The sequence below is a fragment of the Streptomyces sp. NPDC016677 genome, from assembly GCF_055562815.1.
On record NZ_JBVHEO010000023.1, the window covers coordinates 37,234 to 59,157 of the forward strand.

The window sequence follows — 21,924 nt, forward strand, 5'->3', positions numbered from 1 at the left end:
GCGCCGTCTCCGGGACGACAGGGGGCCGGCCGGCAGCCGTGGGGCTGCCGGCCGGCCCCTTCTGCCGCCGCCTCGGCGGCTCAGTCGGCGCCGGGCTGCACGATCCCCGACTCGTAGGCGGCGATGACCAGTTGGGCCCGGTCGCGGGCGTCCAGCTTGCCCATGATCCGGCTGACGTGGGTCTTGGCGGTCAGCGGGCTGAGGCCGAGCGCCTCGGCGACGTCGGCGTTGTTGAGACCGCGCGCCACCAGGACCAGGACCTCGCGCTCCCGGGGCGTGAGCGCGGCGAGCCGGGCGGGCATGGGCCGGGCGGGACCGCCGACGGCGGGGGCGCGCAGCACCTGGGCGATGAGGCGGGCGGTGGGGCCGGGGGAGAGCAGGGCCTCGCCGGTGGCCACCGTGCGGATGGCGTCGAGCAGGTCGGCGGGCCGGGTGTCCTTCACCAGGAACCCGGAGGCGCCGGCCCGCAGCGCCTCGACGACGTGCTCGTCGGTGTCGTACGTCGTCAGGATCAGGACCTTCACGCCGGCCAGGTCCTCCTCGGCGGCGAGCAGCCGGGTCGCCTCGATCCCGTCCAGCTCGGGCATCCGGACGTCCATGACGACCAGGTCGGCCCGGGTGGTCCGGGCCAGTTCGACGGCTTCCTTGCCGGTGCCCGCCTCACCCACCACCACCATGTCGGGGGCCGACTCGACGAGCATGGCGAAGGCGGCCCGGACCAGGGTCTGGTCGTCGGCGAGCAGTACGCGGATGGGGGTGGTCATGGGATCGCCCTGTCTGTGTCCGGATCGGTGGTCCGGGCCGCCGCACCGGCGTAGGCCGGCGCCGCCGCGGTCCCGGCGCTGATGAGCTTGCTGCCGCCGCCGGCTCTCCCGGGGGCGGTGGCGGGCCGCCCTGACAGGCCGGTGGCCGTCGTCAGCGGCAGCACCGCGCGCACCTCGAACCGGCCGCCGGGGAGCGGCCCGGCCTCCAGTGTGCCGCCCACGCTGCGGGCCTGCTCCCGGATGCCGACCAGACCGAACCCCGGAGGGTGCGGCGAGGGCGGCACCGGCTCGGTGGCCCGGTTGGTGACCCTGACGTGCAGGGCGCCGTCCGCCTCGCGCACCACCACCTCGACGGCGGGGCGGGCGCCGCCGTGCCGAACCGCGTTGGTCAGCGCCTCCTGCGCGATGCGGTAGGCCGCGGCGCCGACGGCGGGCGGCGTGTCCGGCGCCCGCGCGACCCGCAGGGTCACCGTGGCGCCCGCGGTACGGGCGGCGGCGGCCAGGTCGGGCAGGGCGTTGAGGCCGGGCAGCGGCCCGCGGCCGTGGTCGGGACCGGACCGCAGGACCTGGAGCGTGGCCCGGATCTCGGTGCGGGTCGCCCGGCAGGTCTCCGCGATGTCCTCCAGCGCCTGGGCCACCGCCGCCCGGTCGAGCCGGTCGGGGTCGGCGTTGAGCACGTGCGCGGCCACCGAGGTGCGGACCCCGACCAGGGTGATGCTGTGGGCCAGCAGGTCGTGCAGGTCCCGGGCGATGCGCAGCCGTTCCTCCACCACGCGGCGGCGCACCTCCTCCTCCCGGGACCGCTCGGCGCGTTCGGCGCGTTCGACGGCGGCGGCGACGTTCTGCCGGTGGTAGCGCAGGCAGATCCCGAAGGTCAGGAACGCCACGATCCACCCCGACACCCGCAGCGCGTCCGCCCCCTGGGGCAGTCCCTGGGAGAACTTCACGGCGAGCATCACCCCCACCACGCCCGCGCCGGCCACCACGGAGCGCAGCACCGGACCGGTGGAGGCGACGGTGTACAGGGACGCCATGGAGACCACCATCAGCGCGCCGTGGTGGTAGTCGAGGGCGTGGTAGGGCACCAGGAAGCCGACCAGGGCCAGGAACGACAGCAGCGGCGCCCGGCGCCGCCACACCATCGGCAGATGGGCGCCCAGCAGCAGGGCCCAGCCCAGGGTGTCGGGCGCCCGCCCGCCGTCCTGGCCGAGCCGGACGAGGACGAGGGCGCTGACGGTCATCAGCGCCGCCGACAGGGCGTCGTCGCGCAGGACCCGGCGACTGCCCAAGGCGTCCCCGGCCGGTCGTCGCGCTGCTCGGGTCATGTTCACGTCCGTATCGTCTCCCCCTGGGTGCTACGGCTGCGTGGACGGGCGCCCCTCGCGGTGAGGGGCGCCCGTGGGCGGGTCACGGAGTCGGGGACAGCTTCCGCTCCGCTTCGGCGGGGACCGGCGCCGGTTTCCGGGACAGCGGCCCCGGCCACCACACCTTGCGGCCCAGCGCCACGCTCGCGCTGGTCACCAGGTACGTCCGCACCAGGAAGGTGTCGAGCAGCACCCCGACCGCGATCACGAAGCCCAGCTCGACCAGGGTGACCACCGGCATCGCGGTCAGCACCGCGAAGGTGCCGGCCAGCACGAGGCCCGCCGAGGCGATCACCCCGCCGGTGGTGCGCAGCGCGGTGAGCGCGGCCGTGCCGGGTTCGTCGCCGTTCAGGCACTCCTCGCGCATCCGGTGCATCAGGAAGATGCCGTAGTCGACGCCGAGGGCGACGAGGAACACGAAGGACAGCAGGGCCAGCGCCGGGTCGGTGCCCTCGAAGCCGAAGAGCGGCCCGAAGACCAGCCCCGCGATGCCCAGCGAGGCCCCCCACACGGCGACGACCGCGGTGAGCAGGATCAGCGGCGCGACCAGGCTGCGCAGCAGGGCGATCAGGATGAGCAGGACGGCGGCCAGGACGATCGGCACGACGATGACGCGGTCGCGGTCGTTGGTCTCCTTCAGGTCGAGCTGCTCGGCGCTCAGTCCGCCCACATAGGCTTCCTGGCCGTCGAGTTCGGAGCGCAGCGCCTCGATCGTGGCCGTCTCGCCCGGGGTCTGCGGCACCGAGTCGGTGATGACGGAGATCTCGGTCCAGCCGCCGCTGCTGCGCCCGCGTTCCGCGCTCTCCACCCCGGAGGTGGCCTCCACGGTCCGCAGGACCTCGTCGGCCCGGTCGGTGGCCGCGGCGATGACGAGGGGCTCGGTGCCCCGGTCGGGGAACGCCCCGGCGAGGGTCTGGGTGGCGACGATCGACTCGGGCGTCTCGGTGTAGGAGTCCTCCTGCTTGAGGCTGTCGGGCAGGTTGAACGTGCCGAGGGCGAGCGCGCCGAGGAGCACGGCGCCGGAGGCCAGCACGGTCAGCGGCCGGCGGCCCGCGGAGGTGCCCATCGCGGAGAACAGCGAGCGGCGGGTCTTGGGGCGGGAGCCGTAGACGGGCACCGACGGCCAGAACACCCGGCGGCCGAGCAGGACCAGGACGGCCGGCAGCAGCGTCATCATGGCGGCCAGCGCGCACAGCACGCCCAGCGCGCCGAGCGGGCCCATGCCGCGGCTGCTGCCGAGGTCGGCGAAGAGCAGGCAGAGCAGGCCGACCGCGACGGTGCCGGAGGAGGCGAGCACGGCCGGGCCGCAGCCGCGCAGGGTGGCCCACATGGCGTCGTAGGGCTGTGCGGCGCGCCGTAGTTCCTCGCGGTAGCGGGCGACGATGAGCAGGGCGTAGTCGGTGCCCGCGCCGAACACGAGGATCGTCATGACGCTGGAGCTCTGGCTGCTGATCGTCGTGTCGAAGAGCTGGTTGAGGCCGTAGGCGGCGCCCATCGACATGAAGTCGGCGATGCCGGCCACCACCAGCGGCACCAGCCACAGGAACGGGCTGCGGTAGATGAGGATCAGCAGGATCGCCACGACGGCGACGGTGGTGTAGAGGACGGGGCCGCCCACGGAGCCGTAGAGCCCGCGCGCGTCGGAGGAGATGGCGTCGGGGCCGCCGACCTGGACGTCCAGGCCGTCGCCGCCGCGGGTCACCTCCCGCACGTCGGCGACGAAGGCGTCCCGTTTCTCGTCGTCCTGGCCGGGCGTGGTGGTGCTGACCGGGTACATCACGGTGGTGCCGTCCTCGGACGTCACCGCCCGCGGGGTGCCGGTGAGTTCGAACTGCCCGTCGATACGGGTGATCTGCTCGGCGGCCGTGGCCCTGTCGGCCTCGGTGAGGGCGCCGTCGCGGTGGTAGACCACGACGATCGACGTCGCCTCGCCGCCCGGCATCGCGTCCTGGATCTTGGCGACCTGGGTGGAGTCGGCACTGGTCGGCAGGTAGTCGACCGCCCGGTTCACCTGTACGTCGCCGAGTTTCGTCGCGAAGGGCGCGACGAAGGCCAGCAGGACGATCCACAGACCGAGCACCGCCCAGGGCAGGGCCTTGCGGCGCTTGCCGCCTCTGTGCTCAACGCCTCCCATGCGGGGGCCTCCTCAGCTCTCATTTATTCGTTAGCTATCGATGTTAATGGACGGCTCCCAGTCTCCGGGGGCGGGTCGGTGAATTCGTCGCACGACAGGGGGAGTTGCCGGATACTCCCCAGGGAGGCGGACGGCCGGCACTACTCCCCGGGGAGTACGGACCGGTGCGCCGGGCGCCGCCGTCAGGGCGGTACGAGCCGTTCCGTGGCGCGAGCGTGGCATGTTCGTGACATGCGGGGCCCGCACGCTAGGGTGCGCGCGTGAACCTTCAAGTCGTCATTGGATCAGGGCCCGCCGGTGCCGCCACCGCCCGGCTGCTGGCCGAACAGGGCCACCCCGTACGTGTCATCACCCGCTCGGGCCGCGACCCCGAGCCCGGCATCGAGCACATGGCGCTCGACGCCTGCGATTCCGCGGCGCTCACCGAGGCCGTCCGCGGCGCGAGTGCCGTCTACGGCTGTGCCGCACCGCCCTACCACCGCTGGGCGCGGGACTGGCCGCCGCTGGCCGCGTCGCTGCACGCGGCGGCCGAGGCGTCCGGCGCCGTCCTGGTCATGCTGGGCAACCTGTACGGATACGGGCCGGTGGACGGCCCCCTGACCGAGGACCTGCCGCTCGCGGCGACGGGCCCCAAGGGCCGGGTGCGCGCCGCCGTCTGGGAACGCACCCGCGAACTGGCCGAGCGGGGCCGGATCAAGGCGGTCGAGGTGCGGGCCTCGGACTTCTTCGGCCCCGGCGTCACCGACGGTGGACACCTGGCCGCCCGCGTCATGCCCCGGCTGCTGCGCGGCAAGCCGGTCTCCACGCTCGGCGACCCGGACGCCCCGCACAGCTGGAGCTACCTCCCGGACGTGGCCCGGGCCCTGGTCGAGGTCGCGGGCGAGGAACGGGCCTGGGGCCGGGCCTGGCACCTGCCGAACCAGCCCGCGCTGTCCACCCGGCAGATGGTGGACCGCCTCGCCGCCCAGGCCGGCACCGGACCGGTCGCGGTCCGCCCCCTGCCGCCGGCCGTCCTCTCCGTCGCCTCGCTCTTCTCCCCGCTCCTGCGCGAACTGCGCGAGGTCCGCTACCAGTTCGACCGGCCCTTCGTCGTCGACTCCGGCGCGTACGAGGCCGAGTTCACGGTGCGGGCCACCCCCGTCGACGAACAGGTGAAGACGACCGTGGACTGGTGGCGCGCGAGACAGGGGGAGGCCCAGTGAGCACCGAGCCCACCCACCCTCCGGCAGCCGGGGCGCGGGCCCGGCACGACGACATCGCGATCGTGGGCATGGCCTGCCGCTTGCCGGGCGCGGCGAACCTGAACCAGTACTGGCGGCTGCTCACCGACCCCACGCCGCAGTTCGCCCGCGTCCCCGACGAGCGGTGGCGGACCGCCGCCTTCCTCGGCGAGTCCTTCCGCGACGCCTCCGCCGCCTACACCGACACCATGGCGCTCCTCCCGGACGTGGGGCACTTCGACGCCGCCCACTACGGCATCCCACCGCGCCGGGCCCGGGCGATGGACCCCCAGCACCGGCTGCTGATCGACCTCGCCCGCGAGGCGATCCAGGACGCGGGCTGGGAGGCCGAGGGCTTCGACCGCGAGGAGACCTCGGTGATCACCTCGCTCACCGAGAGCGGGTACCGCGAGATCAGCACGCTCCAGATACGGATGCGCCAGCTGGCCGGCGGCGAGTTCGGGCAGGGGGCGGACGGTGCCGGGGCGCTGGAGATGGTCCGCGCGGTCGACCGGCTGAACGGCACCTCCGTGGCCGGGCTCCTGCTCAACATGGGCCCGAACACGGTCAGTTCGGTTTTCGACCTGCATGGCGAGAGCTACGCGCTGGACGCCGCGTGCTCCGGCGGACTCATCGCCGTGGCCAACGCCGTGCACGCGCTGCGCGCCGGCCGCAGCCGTATCGCCCTCGCGGGCGGCGCCCAACTGGTCCTGACTCCCGACCTGCTGGTGGGGCTGTGCCGGATCGGCGCCATCTCGCGCAGCGGGCGCTGCCTGCCGTTCGGCGCGGAGGCCGACGGCTTCGTACTCGGGGAGGGCGCCGGCATCCTGGTGCTGCGGCCCCTCACCGACGCGCTGGCGGCCGGCGACCGGGTCTACGCGGTGATCCGCGGGGTGGGCACGGCCAACGACGGGACCGTGCAGGGCGGGATGCAGCCCCAGGCCGCCGGTCAGCTGCGCGCCCTGCGCCGCGCCTACCGCGACGCCGGACTCGCCCCGGACGCGGTGGGCTACCTGGAGGCGCACGGCACCGCCACCGCGGTCGGCGACCCGGTGGAGATCGAGGCCCTGCGCGAGCTGCGCGGGACGGACGGGGCGCCCGCCTACCTGGGCGCGGTCAAGGCGGTGGTCGGGCACTCGCTCGCCGCCGCCGGCCTGGCCGGGCTGATGAAGGCCGCCCTGGCCGTGCACCGCGGCGTGGTGCCGCCGCAGCCCGCGTTCGGCCTGGCCCGTTCCGCCGGGCTCGACGCCGCGCGCCTGACCGTGCCGACGGAGACCACCCCGTGGCCGCAGGCCGCGCAGCCGCGCCGGGCGGGCGTGAGCGCCTTCGGGTTCGGCGGCACCGGCGTCCACCTCGTGCTGGAGGAGTGCCCGGCACCACCGGCCCGCCCGTACCCGGACGAGGCCCCGCACCTGCTGCTGCTCAGCGCCCGCGACCGGTCCGGACTGGCCCGGCACGCCCGGGAGGTGGCCCAGGTCATCGCCGCCGACCAGCCGCCGCCGGCCGAGGTGGCCGACACCCTGGCCCGCCGCACCCCGCTCACGGAACGGCTGGCCCTGGTGGTGGAGGACACCGCCGACGCCGTCGCCAAGCTGACCGAGGCGGCCGACGCCGTGGCGGCGGGCCGCACGGGGGAACTGGCGCCCGGACAGCGGGCGGGCACCGTGCCGCCCGGGGAACCGTCCGGCACCGCCGCGCCGGTGCCCCGGCCCGAGCCGCTGCCCGGAGAGACCCGTACCGCCGCGCTGGCCCGGCTCGCGGAGCACGCGGTGACGGCCGCGGAGCTGCGCCCGGCCGGGGAGCGCGTACCCCCGCTGACCCTGCCGCCGAGCCCGCTGGCCCCGCGCCGGCACTGGGTGGTGGACGAGTCGGTCCGCGAGGCCGGGCAGGCCGGGCAGGCCGGTTCCGGGCAGGCCGGGTCCGGGCCGGTGGGCGGGGCGGGCGCGGAGTCCGCGCGGACACCGCGGCCCGTGCCGCCGGCCGGTGAGACGCGGGCCGCCGGGCCGGTCCTGAGCGGGGAGCGCGTGCCGCCGCCGAGCCCGTCGGCCGCGCCCGGCCACTGGGGGCGCGAGGCCGGGCCCGTCGTGCCCGAACCGGCGGGCGGGGCGGCGTCCGTCGCCTCCGCCGTCGTACTCGACGAGGTGGCGCGGGTCGGGGTCTTCCCGCCCTCCGACGTCCGGGAACCGATGGCCCTCGTCGCCGACCTGGGCTTCGACTCGCTGATGCTGGAGGAACTGGAGGTCGGCATAGGCCAGCGGATACCGGGCTTCCGCACCGAGGAGATGTACACGCCCGGACTGACCGTGGAACGGCTGATCGCCCTGGCCGCCGCGCACTGCGGCGGCACGCCGCTGCCCGGCGGGCCGCCCGGACCGCGGCGGTCCGCCGCCCCCGAGCCGCCCGAGTGGGACGCCGAGACCTCCCGCGTCGACGACTTCCCCGAGGTGCGGCAGTTCGAGGAACGCTTCCACGCGATCGGGGACAGCGGCGCGGCCTACCCCTACTTCCGCGTCCACCAGGGCAACATCCGCGACACCACCGTGATCGACGACCGGCCCTACCTGTCCTTCGGGAGCTACAACTACCTCGGGCTCTCCGGCCACCCGGCGGTCGACGAGGCCGCGCACCGCGCGGTGGACCGGTACGGGACCTCGGTCTCCGCCAGCCGGGTGCTCTCCGGCGAACGCGAACTGACCGTACGGCTGGAACGCGCGCTCGCCGGTTTCCTCGGGGCGGAGGACTGCGTCGCCCTGGTGAGCGGCCACGCCACCAACGTCACCGCGATCGGGCACCTCGTCGGCCGGGGAGACCTCGTGCTGCACGACGCGCTCGCGCACGACAGCATCCTCCAGGGCTGCGCGCTGTCCGGCGCGACCCGGCGCCCCTTCGCCCACAACGACACGGACCAGCTGGAACACCTGCTGCGGGTCAACCGGTCCCGGTTCCGGCGCGTGCTGATCGCCGTCGAGGGCGCGTACAGCATGCACGGCGACCTCGTCGCGCTGCCGGCCGTGATCGAGCTGAAGAAGCGGTACGGCGCCCTGCTGATGGTCGACGAGGCGCACAGCATCGGCACGGTCGGCGAACAGGGGCGCGGCGTCGGGGAGTTCTTCGGCGTCGACCGGTCCGACGTGGACCTGTGGATGGGCACCCTCTCCAAGGCCTTCGCCAGCTGCGGCGGTTACCTCGGCGGCTCGGCCAGGATGGTGCGGTGGTTGCGGCACACCCTGCCGGGCTTCGTGTACAGCGTCGGTCTGACCCCCGCCAACGCGGCGGCGGCGCTGGCCGCCACCGAGCTGATCGTCGCGGAACCGGAGCGCGTACGGGCCCTGCGCCGCAACGCGGACCTCTTCCGCCGGCTGGCCACCGAGGCGGGTCTGGCGACCGGCGTCAGCGCCCACACCCCGATCGTGCCCTGTGTGCTCGGGGATTCCGCGCGCACCCTCAGGGTCGCCGACCGGCTCTACGCGCGCGGAGTCATAGCCGACCCGATCTTCCACCCCGCGGTGGAGGAGGGGCTGGCGAGGCTGCGCTTCTTCGTCACCAGTGAACACCGCGCGGAGGACATCCGGCGCGTGGTGTCGGTGCTGGCCGAGGAGGTGGCGTCCGCCGGGGAGTGAGTGGCGCATCCGGGATCAGGGCTCTCAGATCAGGGTGCGTTCGATCCGGCTGAGCACGGCGTTCTCGTCCGTGTCCCCACCTTGGCCGGATGCCTCCGCCGTCGGTGCGCCCCTGAACCCCTTGTGCTCCCGGGTGGTGCCCACCCGCTGGGAGAGCAGGTAGGCGATGATCTCCGCTTCCTGTTCCTGGACGTCGTCGTAGGTGGCGCGCAGGAGCATGTCACGCACGAGGTCGGGGTCGAGGTTGGGGAAGAGGAGGCGGGCGGTCGCCTCGTCCAGCCAGCCGGCGCCGCGGTGGCAGCAGATGATGTGTCCCAGCTCGTGCAAGATGATGTGCTCCTGATGCGCGCTGGTGGTGTTGGCGTCGTAGAAGATCAGGTCCTCGTCGCGGGCGGCCACCCACATGCCGCACGGGTGCGTCGCCGGCATCTGCATCGGGACCAGGGTGATCGGCCGGTCGCGTACGGTCCCCAGGTGGCGGCAGAGTTCGGCGACGTCGGCCACGTCCGGCAGGCCGAGGCCGGAGAGCAGCTCGGCGCCGTCCTTGCGCAGCTTCTTGAGCTGACTGCGGCGGTCCTGCTCGGCCGGCCGGCTCTTGCGGAACCCTCTCACCGCGCCGGCCCCCCGCCCTCCGCCTCGGGTACGTCGGTGACCGGGGGGAGCCCCTGCAACTGCCGGTACTGGTCCATGATGGCGGTGATCGCCTGGAGGTTCTCCCGCTTCATGCCGGCCGCCCGCATCGCCACGGCGCGCACACCCGCCTGCCGCAACGCCTCGACGGCGGCCAGTTCGCCCAGGACCGACTCGGCGACCTCGTCGTCGAAGAAGTAGGCGACCGACACACCGAAGAACCGCGCCAGGGCGGCCAGCAGGTCCGGCGAGGGGTTGGAGCGCTTCCCCGTGCGCAGCTGGGACAGGTACACGCCCCCGACCTTGAGATCGGGGTTGCCGCGCTTCAGCTCCTCCGCCACTTCGGCGTTGGTCCAGTGCTTGCCCTTGGGGCGGACCGTCCTGAAGAGGTCGTCCAGACGCTTGGCGAGCAGGGGTCGGTCGTCAGGCTCGGACACGGGTTCCTCCCTCCGGCGCCCCTCGGCTATGCCCTTGGCTATCCGCCAGTTTTCCAGATTAGCTGGCAGTTGACAATCAGGCATGTCTCCGCCAACGTTGGAGCGCGCCGATAGCTGGCAGCTAACTCGGTCCACGGGGGTGGCCGAGTTGGTTTCCGGTTGTGTCGGCCCTACCGGTCCTCAGGGGGACGGGCCGGTTCGGCCGGGCCGGGCGAGACGCTCGGCCCGGCCTCATCGACGGGCGAGTCGCGGGGCCCGAGCAGTAAAAGACCCGCCCGGTCCGACGGGGGAGCGGACCGGGCGGGAGCTCTCAACCCGCCTTGCCGAGCTTACGGTAGGCGGTGGCGACTTGGGTGAGCCAAGCGGTCTCCGCGGCGAAGTTGTCCGAATCACGATCTTCGAAGTCCGCGGCGTCCTTGTTGTCGGCCGGGATGGTGCCCGCCCGCTTGGCCCGCAGGGCCTGCCGGATCTGGGCGGCCTCGGCGAACGCCTGCCGCGACTCCTCACTGGCCTGAGGACCGGGCCCGTCCGGGCCGCCCGCGCTGCGGTCGATGTAGGGACGCAGGTCCCGCCAGCCGTCCCGTATCTCCACCACCCGCCGGTGCAGGCGGTAGTCCAGGTCGGCGACCGAGGCCCCGGTCCCGGGCGGCTCCAGGACGATGTCCGGGGAGGACTCGTACAGGTCCCGCCAGAGCGGGTACAGCGCCCGGTACGACCGGTAACTGTCCGCCCACTCCACCAGCCTGACGGCCTGCGCGCCCCAGGACGGCACGGTCAGGCTGATCGAGAGGATGGCGATGCCCGCCGCGCTGAAGAGGTTGGAGGCGAGCGTCCAGGCCCCGATGTCCAGGCCCGCCGCGGCGGTGAGGATGTTGACCGTCCTGGCCGTGCAGTACAGGAACAGGACCACCGCCGCGACGGACAGCAGCCGCAGGGCCTGCCGCAGCGACGGCTTGTCGGTCATCCGGGCGTAGGGGCCGCACTGGCGGAAAATGGTGACGCAGGGGACCGCCTGGGAGACGATGAAGAGCAACAGGTAGGTCAGGACCAGGGGCTGGCCGCTGCCGGTGTCGAAGTCGGAGGACGGCCGGCCGGTGCCGTCGGCGACGAGGAACAGCACCGTCAGCAGCACGTCCAGGGCGACGCCGGTGATCAGCCAGTAGCGGCTCCTGCGGGCGGCCTCGGCCTCGGAGGCCGCCCAGTGCAGCAGGATGATCTGCGCGCTGACACAGAAGGCGACCGCCGACAGGTGCATCACCAGGATGGCGAGGTTGCCCACGCCCAGGAAGGAGCCGTCGCCCATGGCCACGGCTCCCATGGTGAAGGTGAGGCACTGCAACAGCAGCGTGGCCACCAGGGTGCGGTAGGCGCTGTCCTGCCAGTTGCGGCGCACCTGGCCCAGCCGGTAGACGAGCGCGGCGTACGAGGACAGCGCCGCGACGGCGAAGCAGAGCGTTCTGATGGTGTTCACGGTCCGTCGGTGTCCCCACCCGTGATCTCCGCCGCCGGGACGTCGAGCCCGATGCCCTCGGCCGCCACGGCGACGGCGAAGTCGAAGAACGCGGTCTCGTCGCTGACGCTGTCGTGGGTGCGGCTGAAGACCTGGAACACCAGCAGCCCGATCAGACCGCTCCACAGCACGATGCCGCGCTCGACGAGGTCCGCGTAGGGACCCTCGGGCGTCCCGCCGAACAGCGCCACGGCCTCAGGGCGCAGCAGCGGCGGCCCCGGTACCGTCCGCCGGGGCGGGGTCAGTTCGCCGGCCTCCAGCGCGGACCGGACGATCCCGGCCAGCACCGCGGGTGTGCGCGAGGCGGGCGGGACGGTCTCCTGCGGGGCGTGGTAGCCCGGCACGGGCGAACCGTAGACGAGGGTGAACTCGGCGGTGTGGGCGAAGGACCACCGCCGCAGCGCCCGCGCGGCCGCGAGCAGCCGCGCGCCCGCCGGCGCCCCCGCCTCCCGGGCCTCCTGGTCGGCGCGCTCCATCGCGGCGCCGGACGCGTCGTAGGCGTCGATGATCAGGGCGGTCAACAGGTCGTCCCGGTGCGGGAAGACGGCTTCCACGTCGGCGCGGGACAGACCGCCGGCCTCGGCCACGGCGTCCAGGGACAACTGCCCGGCCCCCAGCGTCTCCAGGAGCCGGCGTGCGGTGGTCTTGATGGCCGCCTCGGGCCCGACGGTCGCGTCGGCGGCGGGACTCGTTCCGGATTCCATGGTCAAACCGTACCCGTGAGTCACCACGCGGTGTGGGCAGTTGAGCGGGTCCGCCTCACTCGCGGTGGACCTCGACCGCGACCCGCGCGAACGACCGGACCAGCGGACCGGTGTCGCCCGCCCGCCACGCCACCACCAGCCGGCTCGGTGGCATGTCGGTCAGCGGCACCACGGCGAGCCCCTCGCCGGGGTCGTGGCCCAGCAGCGTCACGCCGACCGTGCCGTTCCACAGCACGGCCTGCCGGCACTCCTGGACCGCGCGCACCACCGGCCCCCGGCGCTCCACCCCGCCGCTCCAGTACGACCGCCAGAGCGGATCGGTGCCCTCCGGGAACCGGAACCAGTCGCGCCCGGCCAGTTCGCCCAAGGCCAGCCCGGTGCGGCGGGCCAGCGGATCGTCGGCGCGCAGCAGCGCCCCCACCGGATCGGCCCGCAGCTCCCGCACCGCCAGACCGGTCTCGTCGAACGGCCCCCGGGTCAGGGCGACATCGACCGTCCCGGCGCGCAGTCCGCAGGTCGGGTCGGTCAGGTCGGTGTCACGGACGCGGACCTCGACGTGCGGATGGCGCCGGCGGTGGGCGCGGGCCAGCCGAGCCGCGTCCGGGCCGCCGCCGTCGCCCAGGATGCCGACGGTGAGGGTGGCGTGGCCGGCCGCCGCGGCGACCCGGACGCGGGCCTGGTCGGCGCGGTCCAGCAGAGCGCGCGCCTCGTCGAGGAGGACCGTGCCGACCGGGGTGAGCGCGACGCCGGAGGGCGACCGGTCGAAGAGCGGGGCGCCGGTCTCGTGCTCCAGCCGTTTGATCGCCCGGCTCAGCGGCGGCTGGCTCATGTGCAGCCGGGCGGCGGCCCGCCCGAAGTGGAGTTCCTCGGCGACCGCCACGAAGTAGCGCAGCGTGCGTAGCTCCATGCCGCGACGATACCCGCGCGGTATCGGCCCGGCGGAACGGGTCTTGGACAGGCGCGGGGCGTCGGCGGTGGGATCGGGGCATGACCGACACACAGCGCGCGAGCGCACGGCTCGCCGACCCCGCCTGCGACCTCCCCCGGGCGGTGGCCGCGTGAACATCGCCTACTGGATCGTCGCCGGCCTGCTGGCGGCCTTCTACCTCTACAGCGGAGTGCTGAAGGCGGTACGGAGCCGGGACCGACTGCGGCCGATGATGGCCTGGGTGGACAGCATGCCGATGGCGGCCGTCCGGGTCATCGGACTCGTCGAAGTACTGGGCGCGGCCGGGCTGATCCTCCCCAGGCTGACCGGCGTCGCCCCCTGGCTGTCGCCCGCCGCGGCGGTCGGGTTCGTGCTCCTGCAAGCCGGCGCGACAGCGGTCCACTTGCGGATGGGGGACCGGCAGGTGGCTCTCAACGCCGTTCTGCTGCTCGCCGCGGGGGCGGCGGCCTGGGCGGCCTGACCGCTCAGCCGTCCTTCCGGGCCACCCCGCCGTAGATGCCGATGGGCGGCGCGCCGGCCGCCGGCGGCTCCTCGGGGCGCCAGTCGGTGACCCGGACCAGGCCGGGGTCGAGCAGACCGAAGTCGCCGAAGAACTCCAGGACGCGGGCGTGCGGGCGGAGGTTCATGGACGCGGTGGCCTTGCGGTAGACGGCCGCCGCGTTCTCGCGCCGGTCCTCGTGGACGTCACCGGTCGCGTGCGACAGGACCAGGTAGGAGCCGGCCGGGAGGGCGTCGCGGAGGGTGGCGAGGACGCCGTCCGGGTCCTCCGTGTCGGGGATGAAGTGCACGACGGCCACCAGCAGCAGCGCGACCGGCCGGCCGAAGTCGATGAGCCCGCGTACGTCAGGGTGGTCGAGGATGCCCCGGGGGTCGCGCAGGTCGGCCAGGACGACGGAGGTGTCGGGCTCGTCGAGCAGCGCCATGGAGTGGGTGCTGACGATGGGGTCGTTGTCGACGTAGACGACGCGGGTGTCCGGCGCGACGGCCCGTGCGACCTGGTGCACGTTGGGCTCGGTGGGCAGGCCCGTGCCGATGTCCAGGATCTGCCGGATGCCGCACTCGGCGACCAGGTGCCGGACGGCACGCAGCATGAAACGCCGGTTGGCGAGGGCGCCCACCCGCACCTCCGGCGCTGCCTTCATGAACTCCTCGGCGGCTTCCTGGTCGACCTCGTAGTTGTTCTTCCCGCCCAGGAAGTAGTCGTACATCCGCGCCGGGTGCGGCCTGCTGGTGTCGATCCGGTGGGCGGGGGTGTCGCTCGGGCCGTCGCTGCCGAGGGAGGTCATGATGCCAGGCTCCGTCCTGAACTCGCGTGCCGCAGCCGCGTGTCGCCGGGGGTGAGCGGCGTCGGCTGCCGGTACGCATCTTGGCATGTTCCGGAGCCCGGTCGAACGCGCGACGGGCGGGAACCCGTACACCTCGCGCTGTACGGGCGCCGACGGCATGTCACGCGTATCCCGCTCGGGCGCCCGGCCGTTGTACCCGCCACAACGTGTGCCACACGGCGGAGAAGGGGGTCGGCGGTCATGGCGAACAGTGGGGCGGTCGAGACGTCCGACAGTCTCAAGGCGTTCGGAGCGGCGTTGAAGGCGTTCCGGGAACGGGCCCGGCTGACACAGGAGCAACTCGCGGAAATCATCGAGTACTCGCTCGCCACCGTCGCCTCGGTCGAGCAGGGGCGGCGGCTGCCGTCGCCCGTGTTCATCGACCGGGTGGAGGAGGTGCTGGACGCGTTCGGTGTGCTGCGGGCCATGGCCCGGCACATCGGGCGGGTGCGGGGGCTGGCGGTCTGGTTCCGGGAGTGGGCCCAGCTGGAGGAGACCGCGGTCACGCTGTGCACCTACGAATGCCGGGTCGTACCGGGGCTGTTGCAGACGGAGGCGTACACCCGCGCGGTCATGCTCAATGTGCCGCCACCGCCCGGCGAGGAGCAGTTGGAGGAGCGGATCGCCGCGCGGCGGGCCCGTCAGGAACTGCTGCGGCGCACACCGCCGATCGCGTTCAGCTTCATCATCGAGGAGGCGGTGCTGCTGCGGCACATCGGAGGGGAGGAGGTCACCCGTGAGCTGATCGACCACCTCCTGGACTGTACGGAGCTGTGGAACGTCGAGTTGCAGATCATGCCGTTGCGGCAGCCCCATCACGCGGGCACGGACGGGCCCATGCGGCTGCTGGAGACTCCCGAGCGGCTGTGGGTGGGGTACTCGGAGGGGCAGAAGACCGGGCAGCTCGTCACCGACCGAGAAGCGGTCAGTGTCATGCAGATGCGCTATGCGAAGATGCGTTCACAGGCCCTGTCCCCGGCGGACTCGGCCGAGTCGCTGCGACGGATGCGAGGAACGCCATGAGCGAGCGGAACTGGTTCAAGAGCAGCTACAGCGGGTCCGAGGGGGATGACTGCGTGGAGATAGCGCACGCCTCCGATGGTGTGCGGGTCCGTGACTCCAAGGCGGCGGACGGACCGTCGTTCGCCGTCACCTCCGCCGCGTGGGGTGACTTCATCGGGTTCGTCGGCGACTGACCGGGGCGGGAGCCGTCACGCGCTCCTGAGCAGGTCGACGAGGCCCGCCAGACCTTCGTCGCCGTGGCCCTGGGCCACCCTGCGGCGCATCAGCTCCATGAAGGGCGTCAGGAGCCGCGGATCGACGCCCTGGTCCCCGGCCGTGGCCAGGAAGGAGTCGTTGGCCGCCGCCATCATGGCGAGGTTGGAGGTGACGCCCTCGGTGTAGTCGCCGCTCTCCAGCTGGGCGGCGACGCCGTGGGTGGCTGTGGACATGGCGCCGAGCCATCCCGCCAGCAGGGCGGCGAACCGGGCCCGGTCCACGTCCTTCTCGGGGCTCATCAGGGCGAAGGCATGGGTGATGCCCGCGAACATGCCGGTCATCGCGCTGAGCAAGGCGATGTCGTGCAGCGCCGCATGGCCCGGGTCCTCGCCGACGAACGTCGCCCCGGCGGGTACCTCCAGTGCCGCACGGTGGCGTGCGAACAGGTCGGGGTCACCGCTGTAGAAGACGTAGCCGCCGGTCTCCGGCCGGCCGATCATCGGGGGGACGGCCATGATCCCGCCGTCCAGGAAACGGGCCCCGCGCTCCTCGGCCCAGTGGGCACGCCGCTGGGCCTCGGCGGGGGTGCTGGTGGTCAGGTTGACCAGGTCCTTGCCGCTGAGGCCGGCGCCGTCCAGGGTCTCGCCCACGGAGGCGTCGTCCAGCAGGCACAGGACGACGGGGCCCTGTGCCGAGGCCACCGCCTCGGCGGGGGTGGCCACCGTCCGGGCGCCCTCGGCCGCCAGCGGTGCGGCCTTCCGCGGGGTGCGGTTCCAGACGGTCAGCGGGTGTCCCGCGGCCAGCCAGGAGCGGGCCAGCGCGGTGCCCATGTCGCCGAGGCCGAGAAGCGTGACGGGGGTCTTGGAAGTGGTGTGGAGGTCCATGCCGATCAGGCTCGTCCACGCCCGGATGATGATCAAGTACGCACTCTTTTGTGGGCAGTTACCTTAAGGTGGGTGGATGACCAGGCGGGACACGTACGTGTGCGGCATCGACGCGGCCATCGACGTGGTCGGTGGCAAGTGGAAGGTGCTCATCCTGTGGGCGCTGGCGGAGAAGCCCTGCCGGTTCGGTGAGCTGAGACGCGGCGTTCCCGGCGTGACCGAGAAGGTCCTCACCTCCCACCTGCGAGAACTGGAGGCCGACGGCATCGTCTGCCGGGAGGAGTCGTCCGAGGGGGCGGTACGCCGCGTCACGTACGCCCTCACCTCGCTCGGTGTCTCCCTCAACGAGGCACTGGGCCCGCTGGGCGCCTGGGGCAGGGAGCACCTCATGAGCGGCCGGAGCGCACACCACGAGGTGCGGTGACGCCGCGTCGAGTCCCGCCCGCCGTCCTCACCTCACTCGCAGGGAGTTGCCGTGCACCGCACTGACGCACCGCTCGTCGAAGAGTTCTCCGTGGCCGACAAGGAGGCCGGGCCCTACGGGATCGCGGCCGGGCCCGACGGCGCCCTGTGGCTCACCTTCGCGCACGCCGGCCGTCTCGCGCGGCTCACGCCCGACGGGGACGTCACGGAGTACCCGCTGGACTCGCCCTCGTGCCGGCCCACCGTGATCACCACCGGGCCGGACGGGGCGCTGTGGTTCACCCGGTCCCAGGATCACCGGATCGGCCGCCTCACCCCGGACGGGGAGCAGGAGTCGTTCCCCTTGCCGACCCCCGACAGCGGGCCTTTCGGGATCGCGGCGGGTCCGGACGGCGCCCTGTGGTTCACGCAGATGAACACCAGCCGGGTCGGCCGTACCACCCCCGGGGGAGAGGTGACCGAGTTCGGGCTGCCGGTCACCGGCGCCTTCCCCGCGGCGATCACGGCGGGCCCGGACGGCGCCCTGTGGTTCGCGCTCAACCAGGCCGACGCCATCGGGCGCGTCACCACCGACGGGGACGTCACCGTCCACCCGCTGCCCACCGCGGACGCCGCGCCCGTGGGGATCACCAGTGACGGTACGGCCCTGTGGTTCGTCGAGATCGGAGCGGGCCAGGTCGGCAGGATCTCGGTGGACGGCGAGATCACGGAGTTCCCGCTGCCCGACCGCACCGCCCGCCCGCACGCCATCACCGCCGTCGCGGCCGGGGACTGCTGGTTCACCGAGTGGGGCGCGGGCCGCGTCGGTCACATCACTGTGAGCGGCGGGACGGCGGAGATCACCGCGTACGACCTGCCGTCGCCGTCGTCCGAACCGCACGGCATCGCCCTCGGGCCCGACGGCGCGCTCTGGGTGGCCCTGGAGACAGGGGCGGTCGCGCGGGTGGCGCCGTAGCCGGTCCTCAGCGCTCGCGTACGCGGCGGACGGTGCCGTAGGCGACGAGGGCCAGGGAGACGACCGAAGCGGCCCATCCGGCGCCGTCGTCCGGGTCGGTGTCCGCGAGGATGCCCGCGGCGAGCAGGGCGAAGAAGGCGCCCGCGGTCAGCGGGCCGGTGCCGGGCGGCAGGGGCGCCGCCGTACGCCGGCGTCTGCGCGGGAGCCAGAGGCGGAGCAGTTCCACGGTGGCCGCCAGGGCGACGAGCCGTGTTCCGGCCCTGAACCACGCGGGTGCCGTGGCGTCCGGCTCGCCCACGCCCAGGATCGCGGTGAGGCCGAGGAAGACGATCGGGACCAGCCAGAGGAGGCTCGGGCGGGGGTGGGGGCCGGGGGGCGGTGCGTACGGGTACGCCCTGTCCGTCTGCTCCCCTCGGTCCCTCTGGTCCCTCTGGTCCCTCTGGTCCCTCTGGTTCCTCCGGTCCGTCCGGTCTTCCGCTGACGGAACCGGCGTACCGGCGAGCGGCCCCTCCGGTGCCGGGCGCAGGGCCCGGGTCTGTGCGCGCCGGAGGCGGCCGCCGATGCCGTCGTCGCCGTACCGGTCGCGGTGCGCCGCCAGCCGCGCCTGGAGGGCGCGCAGCTGTTCGGCCATCGCGTCGAACTCCGCGCGCCGCTCGGCCGCCCGGTCCGCCGCCGCGCGGTGGCCGCCGCCGAGCCGGTCCAGCGTCGCGGCGTAGTCCTGCCCGGCCTCGGCGCGGGCGGCCTCGGCGGTGCGCGGCACCTCGGCGAGTTCCGCGCGCAGACGGGCGCGTCCGGCCTCGATGATCTCGGCGATCCGGTGCCGCTCGTCCGGCGGCAGGGTGCGGGGCGCCCGGGCCTCGGCGCGGGCCACGGCGGACTCGCGCCACGCCATGAGCGGCCGGCCGCGGTGCTCGCCGATGCCGTTGATGTGGACCCGGCCGCCCTGGGTGCGGTGGATGTACAGCACCTGGCCGCCCCGGCCGCCCGGTGCCCTGCCCCAGCTGACGCGGTCGAAGTCCGCCGCCGTCCGGATGCCGTGGGCGGCCAGGTCGCGGACCAGTCCGGTGCCGATGCCGTTGATCTCGCGGGCGTCGAGGCGGGTGCCGCTGAGCGCGCGGGCGACGGACTCCCGGCGCAGGACCGCGAGGGCGCGCTGCTCCTGGCTCTCCCGCTTGCCGTCCAGCCCGGCGAGCTGCCGGGTCAGGGAGCCTTCCTGGCGTGCCCGCCGGGCCTCGACGCGGCGCACTGCCCTGGCGTGCGCGGCGGCGGCGCGGTCGAGGTCGCGCTGCTCCCGGTTGAGGCGGCGCCGGTCGGCGATCTCGAACGCGGGGCGCTTGCCGAGGAGGCGGCGCAGGGCGCGGACGGACTCGACGAGACGGCGGCGCTCGGCGCGCACCTCGGCGGGGGAGGGCGCGGGGCCGTCCCGCCGGGTGGTGGGGCTGTGGATCAACGGGGGTCTCTCAGCGGGTGGTGAGCCGGGAGCCGCGACCCCGGGCGGGGCGCGGGCCGCCCAGGGACTGCACGGGCGCGCACAGATCGACTCGGCCGCCGGTGAAAAGGTTGTACGCGGCGGTCGTCAGCTCTCCCGGGGCCGCTGATCAGGGCATACAGGTTTACTGCATATGATGCGCAAGTGCGCGAACACCACTACAGCATCCGTCCGGCGAACCGTGACGATCTCGACGCCGCCCGAGCCGTCATGCTCGACACCGTCTACCGCGACTTCGGCAGCGGGTACGTGCCCCGGTGGCACCGCGACATCATCGATCTGGACGGCGCCTATCTCACGCCCGCGCGGCACACGCTCGTCGTCGCCGTGGACGAGGCGGGGGAGGTCGTCGCGACCGGGGCGCTCGACAGCCGGGGACCCGCGCACCCGCCGAACCCCGCGCACGTCGCCGAGAAGTACCCCTCGGGCGTGACGGCGCAGCTGCGGCGCGTCTACGTGCGGCCCGCGCACCGGCGGCGCGGGCTGGCGCGGCGGATCGTCGACGAACTGCTCGCCTTCGCCGCCGCCGACGGCGGATACCGGGCCGTGTACCTGCACACCGATCCCGCCGTCACCGGCGCCGAGCCCTTCTGGAGGTCGCTCGCCAAGGTGGTGCACGACGAGCGGGAGGACGCCGGCGGGGGACAGGGGATCGTGCACTTCGACGTCCCTCTGGCCTGACCGCCCTGTGCGTGACCGAGGGGTGACTGTGTTCGTGGAAATGGTTTCCACGTAGGCTTGGCCCCGTACCACCGCCACCCGTCCGACCTGCCCGAATCCGATCGAACCGAGGACCATGCGTTCCCACCGCCGCCTTCGGCTGCTCGCCCCCTTCCTGCTCCTCCCGCTGACAGCCGGCTGCTTCTCCTCGGGCGGCGGCTCGGACTCCGGCTCCGGCGACGGTGACGGCTCCCGGCTGCGGGTCGCGCTGGCGTTCCCGCCCGCCGAGAACCTCTCGCCGTACGGTGCCGACGCCACCCTCCTCAGCCGGCTCGGCGTCACCGAGGGACTGACCGCGCTGGACGCCAACGGCAGCGCCGCGCCCGCGCTCGCCGCGTCCTGGCAGCAGAAGGACGGCACGACGTGGGAGTTCACGCTGCGGGAGGCCACCTTCCAGGACGGCACGGAGGTCACCTCGGCCGCCGTAGCCGACTCCCTCGCGCACGCCGTCGCGGCGGAGCCCGCGCCGGCCGCCCTGTCCGGCGTCGGCCTCACCGCGAAGGCCGGCGGCGACCGGACGGTCACCGTCACCACCGACGAGCCCGACCCCGTACTCCCGCTCCGGCTCTCCAGCCCCTCCCTCGCCATCCTCTCCGCGAAGGCGTACGAGAAGAGCGGCAAGGCCGACCCGGTCGGCACCGCCACCGGGCCCTTCGAGATCACCAAGGTGAACGGGACCACCTCCGCCGCCCTCGACCGGTTCGACGACTACTGGGGCGGCCGGGCCCAGGCGTCCGGCGTCGACGCCCGGTTCATCGCCGACGGCACCGCCCGCGCCAACGCCCTGCGCACGGGCGAACTGGACATCGCCGAGGCCGTGCCCGTCTCCCAGGCCGCCACCCTCGACGAGGGGACCCGGCGCGACACCGCCACCACCCGCACCACCAGCCTCCTCCTCAACGCCTCCTCCGGCCCCCTCAAGGACGCCGGACTGCGGGCCACCGCCCGCGCCGCGATCGACACCTCCGTCTTCGCCAAGGACGTGTACGAGGGGTACGGGGACGCCGGCGCCGGTGTCTACGGGCCCGCCGTCACCTGGGCCGAGGGCAAGCGCCAGAAGCCGGCCGGGCGCGCCGCCGCCGAGAAGGCCGACGGGCAGACCGTCACCCTCGCCACCTACGACAACCGGCCCGAACTGCCCGAGGTCGCCCAGGTGGTGAAGGAGCAGCTGGAGAAGGCCGGGTTCACGGTGAGGCTCACCGTGCGCGAGTACTCGCGGCTGGAGAGCGACGCCCTGGACGGGAAGTTCGACGCGTTCGTCCTCGCCCGCAACACCCTCCTCGACACCGGCGACCCGGTCTCCATCCTCGCCAGCGACTACACCTGCGACGGCGACTTCAACATCGCCCAGCTCTGCGACCAGGACGTCGACCAGGCGGTCGCCGAGGCCGAGCGGGTCACCGACACCGACGAGCGGCGCGACGCCGCCATGACCGCCGAGGCCCGCGTCCTCGGGACCGACGCGGTGGTGCCGCTCGTCCACCAGCGGATCATCACCGGTGTCGCCGACGGCGTGCAGGGTGTCGTCCTCGACCCCTACGAGCGCACCCTCGTCGGCACGGGAACGCGGCGCTGAGC

The 21,924-nt window shown here is 73.9% G+C and carries 20 protein-coding genes; 9 read left to right on the forward strand and 11 right to left on the reverse strand.

What is annotated here, in order from left to right; all coding sequences use genetic code 11:
* Nucleotides 1-80: 80 nt before the first annotated feature.
* The 3 genes from ACZ3IG_RS34360 to ACZ3IG_RS34370 form a co-directional block, all read right to left on the reverse strand.
* Nucleotides 81-764 (reverse strand): response regulator, encoded by a 684-nt coding sequence (locus ACZ3IG_RS34360; protein WP_467437057.1) that lies wholly within the window; start codon nucleotides 762-764, stop codon nucleotides 81-83.
* Nucleotides 761-2,089, reverse strand: a complete 1,329-nt coding sequence (locus ACZ3IG_RS34365) for a sensor histidine kinase (RefSeq protein ID WP_467437058.1) — start codon at nucleotides 2,087-2,089, stop codon at nucleotides 761-763. The genes ACZ3IG_RS34360 and ACZ3IG_RS34365 overlap by 4 nt, the downstream gene beginning before the upstream one ends.
* 82 nt (nucleotides 2,090-2,171) lie before the next feature.
* Nucleotides 2,172-4,262, reverse strand: a complete 2,091-nt coding sequence (locus tag ACZ3IG_RS34370; protein ID WP_467437060.1) for an MMPL family transporter — start codon at nucleotides 4,260-4,262, stop codon at nucleotides 2,172-2,174.
* Between the two features lie 260 nt (nucleotides 4,263-4,522).
* Between ACZ3IG_RS34370 and ACZ3IG_RS34375 the strand changes: the two genes are divergently transcribed.
* Together ACZ3IG_RS34375 and ACZ3IG_RS34380 are read left to right on the forward strand one after the other, a co-directional pair.
* The gene (locus ACZ3IG_RS34375; RefSeq protein WP_467437061.1) at nucleotides 4,523-5,464 is read left to right on the forward strand and encodes an NAD-dependent epimerase/dehydratase family protein; all 942 of its coding nucleotides are present in this window, start codon (nucleotides 4,523-4,525) and stop codon (nucleotides 5,462-5,464) included.
* Complete coding sequence (locus tag ACZ3IG_RS34380; protein WP_467437063.1) at nucleotides 5,461-9,102, forward strand: aminotransferase class I/II-fold pyridoxal phosphate-dependent enzyme; 3,642 nt, start codon at nucleotides 5,461-5,463, stop codon at nucleotides 9,100-9,102. The genes ACZ3IG_RS34375 and ACZ3IG_RS34380 overlap by 4 nt, the downstream gene beginning before the upstream one ends.
* Nucleotides 9,103-9,126: 24 nt before the next feature.
* Here the strand turns inward: ACZ3IG_RS34380 and ACZ3IG_RS34385 are convergent, their stop codons facing one another.
* The 5 genes from ACZ3IG_RS34385 to ACZ3IG_RS34405 form a co-directional block, all read right to left on the reverse strand.
* Nucleotides 9,127-9,714 carry a toxin gene (locus ACZ3IG_RS34385; protein ID WP_467437064.1) on the reverse strand — a complete coding sequence of 196 codons (588 nt, stop codon included), beginning with the start codon at nucleotides 9,712-9,714 and terminating at the stop codon, nucleotides 9,127-9,129.
* Nucleotides 9,711-10,169 carry a helix-turn-helix domain-containing protein gene (locus tag ACZ3IG_RS34390; RefSeq protein WP_467437065.1) on the reverse strand — a complete coding sequence of 153 codons (459 nt, stop codon included), beginning with the start codon at nucleotides 10,167-10,169 and terminating at the stop codon, nucleotides 9,711-9,713. Before ACZ3IG_RS34390 ends, ACZ3IG_RS34385 begins: the two co-directional genes overlap by 4 nt.
* Nucleotides 10,170-10,479: 310 nt before the next feature.
* Nucleotides 10,480-11,640 (reverse strand): MAB_1171c family putative transporter, encoded by a 1,161-nt coding sequence (locus tag ACZ3IG_RS34395; protein WP_467437067.1) that lies wholly within the window; start codon nucleotides 11,638-11,640, stop codon nucleotides 10,480-10,482.
* A complete protein-coding gene (locus ACZ3IG_RS34400; RefSeq protein WP_467437068.1) occupies nucleotides 11,637-12,383 on the reverse strand; it encodes a TetR/AcrR family transcriptional regulator in 747 nt (248 codons plus the stop codon). Before ACZ3IG_RS34400 ends, ACZ3IG_RS34395 begins: the two co-directional genes overlap by 4 nt.
* 55 nt (nucleotides 12,384-12,438) lie before the next feature.
* Nucleotides 12,439-13,290 carry a LysR family transcriptional regulator gene (locus tag ACZ3IG_RS34405; RefSeq protein ID WP_467437070.1) on the reverse strand — a complete coding sequence of 284 codons (852 nt, stop codon included), beginning with the start codon at nucleotides 13,288-13,290 and terminating at the stop codon, nucleotides 12,439-12,441.
* 151 nt (nucleotides 13,291-13,441) lie between these two features.
* On the opposite strand from ACZ3IG_RS34405, the gene ACZ3IG_RS34410 reads away from it, so the two are divergent.
* Complete coding sequence (locus tag ACZ3IG_RS34410; RefSeq protein WP_467437071.1) at nucleotides 13,442-13,792, forward strand: DoxX family protein; 351 nt, start codon at nucleotides 13,442-13,444, stop codon at nucleotides 13,790-13,792.
* A 4-nt stretch (nucleotides 13,793-13,796) separates the two neighbouring features.
* Here ACZ3IG_RS34410 and ACZ3IG_RS34415 read toward each other — a convergent pair whose 3' ends face one another.
* Nucleotides 13,797-14,618: an SAM-dependent methyltransferase gene (locus ACZ3IG_RS34415; protein ID WP_467437073.1), complete on the reverse strand. Its 822-nt coding sequence runs from the start codon at nucleotides 14,616-14,618 to the stop codon at nucleotides 13,797-13,799.
* 240 nt (nucleotides 14,619-14,858) lie between these two features.
* On the opposite strand from ACZ3IG_RS34415, the gene ACZ3IG_RS34420 reads away from it, so the two are divergent.
* Together ACZ3IG_RS34420 and ACZ3IG_RS34425 are read left to right on the forward strand one after the other, a co-directional pair.
* Complete coding sequence (locus ACZ3IG_RS34420) at nucleotides 14,859-15,680, forward strand: helix-turn-helix domain-containing protein (RefSeq protein ID WP_467437074.1); 822 nt, start codon at nucleotides 14,859-14,861, stop codon at nucleotides 15,678-15,680.
* A complete protein-coding gene (locus ACZ3IG_RS34425; protein ID WP_467437075.1) occupies nucleotides 15,677-15,853 on the forward strand; it encodes a DUF397 domain-containing protein in 177 nt (58 codons plus the stop codon). Before ACZ3IG_RS34420 ends, ACZ3IG_RS34425 begins: the two co-directional genes overlap by 4 nt.
* Nucleotides 15,854-15,868: 15 nt before the next feature.
* Here ACZ3IG_RS34425 and ACZ3IG_RS34430 read toward each other — a convergent pair whose 3' ends face one another.
* A complete protein-coding gene (locus tag ACZ3IG_RS34430) occupies nucleotides 15,869-16,759 on the reverse strand; it encodes an NAD(P)-dependent oxidoreductase (RefSeq protein ID WP_467437108.1) in 891 nt (296 codons plus the stop codon).
* Between the two features lie 76 nt (nucleotides 16,760-16,835).
* Here ACZ3IG_RS34430 and ACZ3IG_RS34435 point away from each other — a divergent pair, with 76 nt between their 5' ends.
* Nucleotides 16,836-17,183, forward strand: a complete 348-nt coding sequence (locus ACZ3IG_RS34435; RefSeq protein WP_467437076.1) for a winged helix-turn-helix transcriptional regulator — start codon at nucleotides 16,836-16,838, stop codon at nucleotides 17,181-17,183.
* 51 nt (nucleotides 17,184-17,234) lie between these two features.
* Nucleotides 17,235-18,137, forward strand: a complete 903-nt coding sequence (locus ACZ3IG_RS34440) for a Vgb family protein (protein ID WP_467437077.1) — start codon at nucleotides 17,235-17,237, stop codon at nucleotides 18,135-18,137.
* Nucleotides 18,138-18,144: 7 nt separating this feature from the next.
* Here ACZ3IG_RS34440 and ACZ3IG_RS34445 read toward each other — a convergent pair whose 3' ends face one another.
* Entirely contained in the window at nucleotides 18,145-19,587 is a 1,443-nt protein-coding gene (locus ACZ3IG_RS34445) for a hypothetical protein (protein ID WP_467437079.1), read from the reverse strand.
* A gap of 249 nt (nucleotides 19,588-19,836) precedes the next feature.
* Between ACZ3IG_RS34445 and ACZ3IG_RS34450 the strand changes: the two genes are divergently transcribed.
* Nucleotides 19,837-20,307, forward strand: coding sequence for a GNAT family N-acetyltransferase (locus ACZ3IG_RS34450; protein WP_467437109.1), 471 nt, complete (start codon nucleotides 19,837-19,839; stop codon nucleotides 20,305-20,307).
* 115 nt (nucleotides 20,308-20,422) lie between these two features.
* Entirely contained in the window at nucleotides 20,423-21,922 is a 1,500-nt protein-coding gene (locus tag ACZ3IG_RS34455; protein WP_467437080.1) for an ABC transporter substrate-binding protein, read from the forward strand.
* The last annotated feature ends 2 nt before the right edge of the window (nucleotides 21,923-21,924 follow it).

Bases quoted from the DNA above. Each gene is read 5' to 3' on its own strand.
- ACZ3IG_RS34415 (WP_467437073.1), bottom strand. From the start codon at position 14,618: ATGACCTCCCTCGGCAGCGACGGCCCGAGCGACACCCCCGCCCACCGG.
- ACZ3IG_RS34450 (WP_467437109.1), top strand. From the start codon at position 19,837: ATGCTCGACACCGTCTACCGCGACTTCGGCAGCGGGTACGTGCCCCGG.
- ACZ3IG_RS34430 (WP_467437108.1), bottom strand. From the start codon at position 16,759: ATGGACCTCCACACCACTTCCAAGACCCCCGTCACGCTTCTCGGCCTC.
- ACZ3IG_RS34360 (WP_467437057.1), bottom strand. From the start codon at position 764: ATGACCACCCCCATCCGCGTACTGCTCGCCGACGACCAGACCCTGGTC.
- ACZ3IG_RS34400 (WP_467437068.1), bottom strand. From the start codon at position 12,383: ATGGAATCCGGAACGAGTCCCGCCGCCGACGCGACCGTCGGGCCCGAG.
- ACZ3IG_RS34425 (WP_467437075.1), top strand. From the start codon at position 15,677: ATGAGCGAGCGGAACTGGTTCAAGAGCAGCTACAGCGGGTCCGAGGGG.
- ACZ3IG_RS34455 (WP_467437080.1), top strand. From the start codon at position 20,423: ATGCGTTCCCACCGCCGCCTTCGGCTGCTCGCCCCCTTCCTGCTCCTC.
- ACZ3IG_RS34370 (WP_467437060.1), bottom strand. From the start codon at position 4,262: ATGGGAGGCGTTGAGCACAGAGGCGGCAAGCGCCGCAAGGCCCTGCCC.
- ACZ3IG_RS34365 (WP_467437058.1), bottom strand. From the start codon at position 2,089: ATGACCCGAGCAGCGCGACGACCGGCCGGGGACGCCTTGGGCAGTCGC.
- ACZ3IG_RS34420 (WP_467437074.1), top strand. From the start codon at position 14,859: ATGGCGAACAGTGGGGCGGTCGAGACGTCCGACAGTCTCAAGGCGTTC.
- ACZ3IG_RS34435 (WP_467437076.1), top strand. From the start codon at position 16,836: ATGACCAGGCGGGACACGTACGTGTGCGGCATCGACGCGGCCATCGAC.
- ACZ3IG_RS34405 (WP_467437070.1), bottom strand. From the start codon at position 13,290: ATGGAGCTACGCACGCTGCGCTACTTCGTGGCGGTCGCCGAGGAACTC.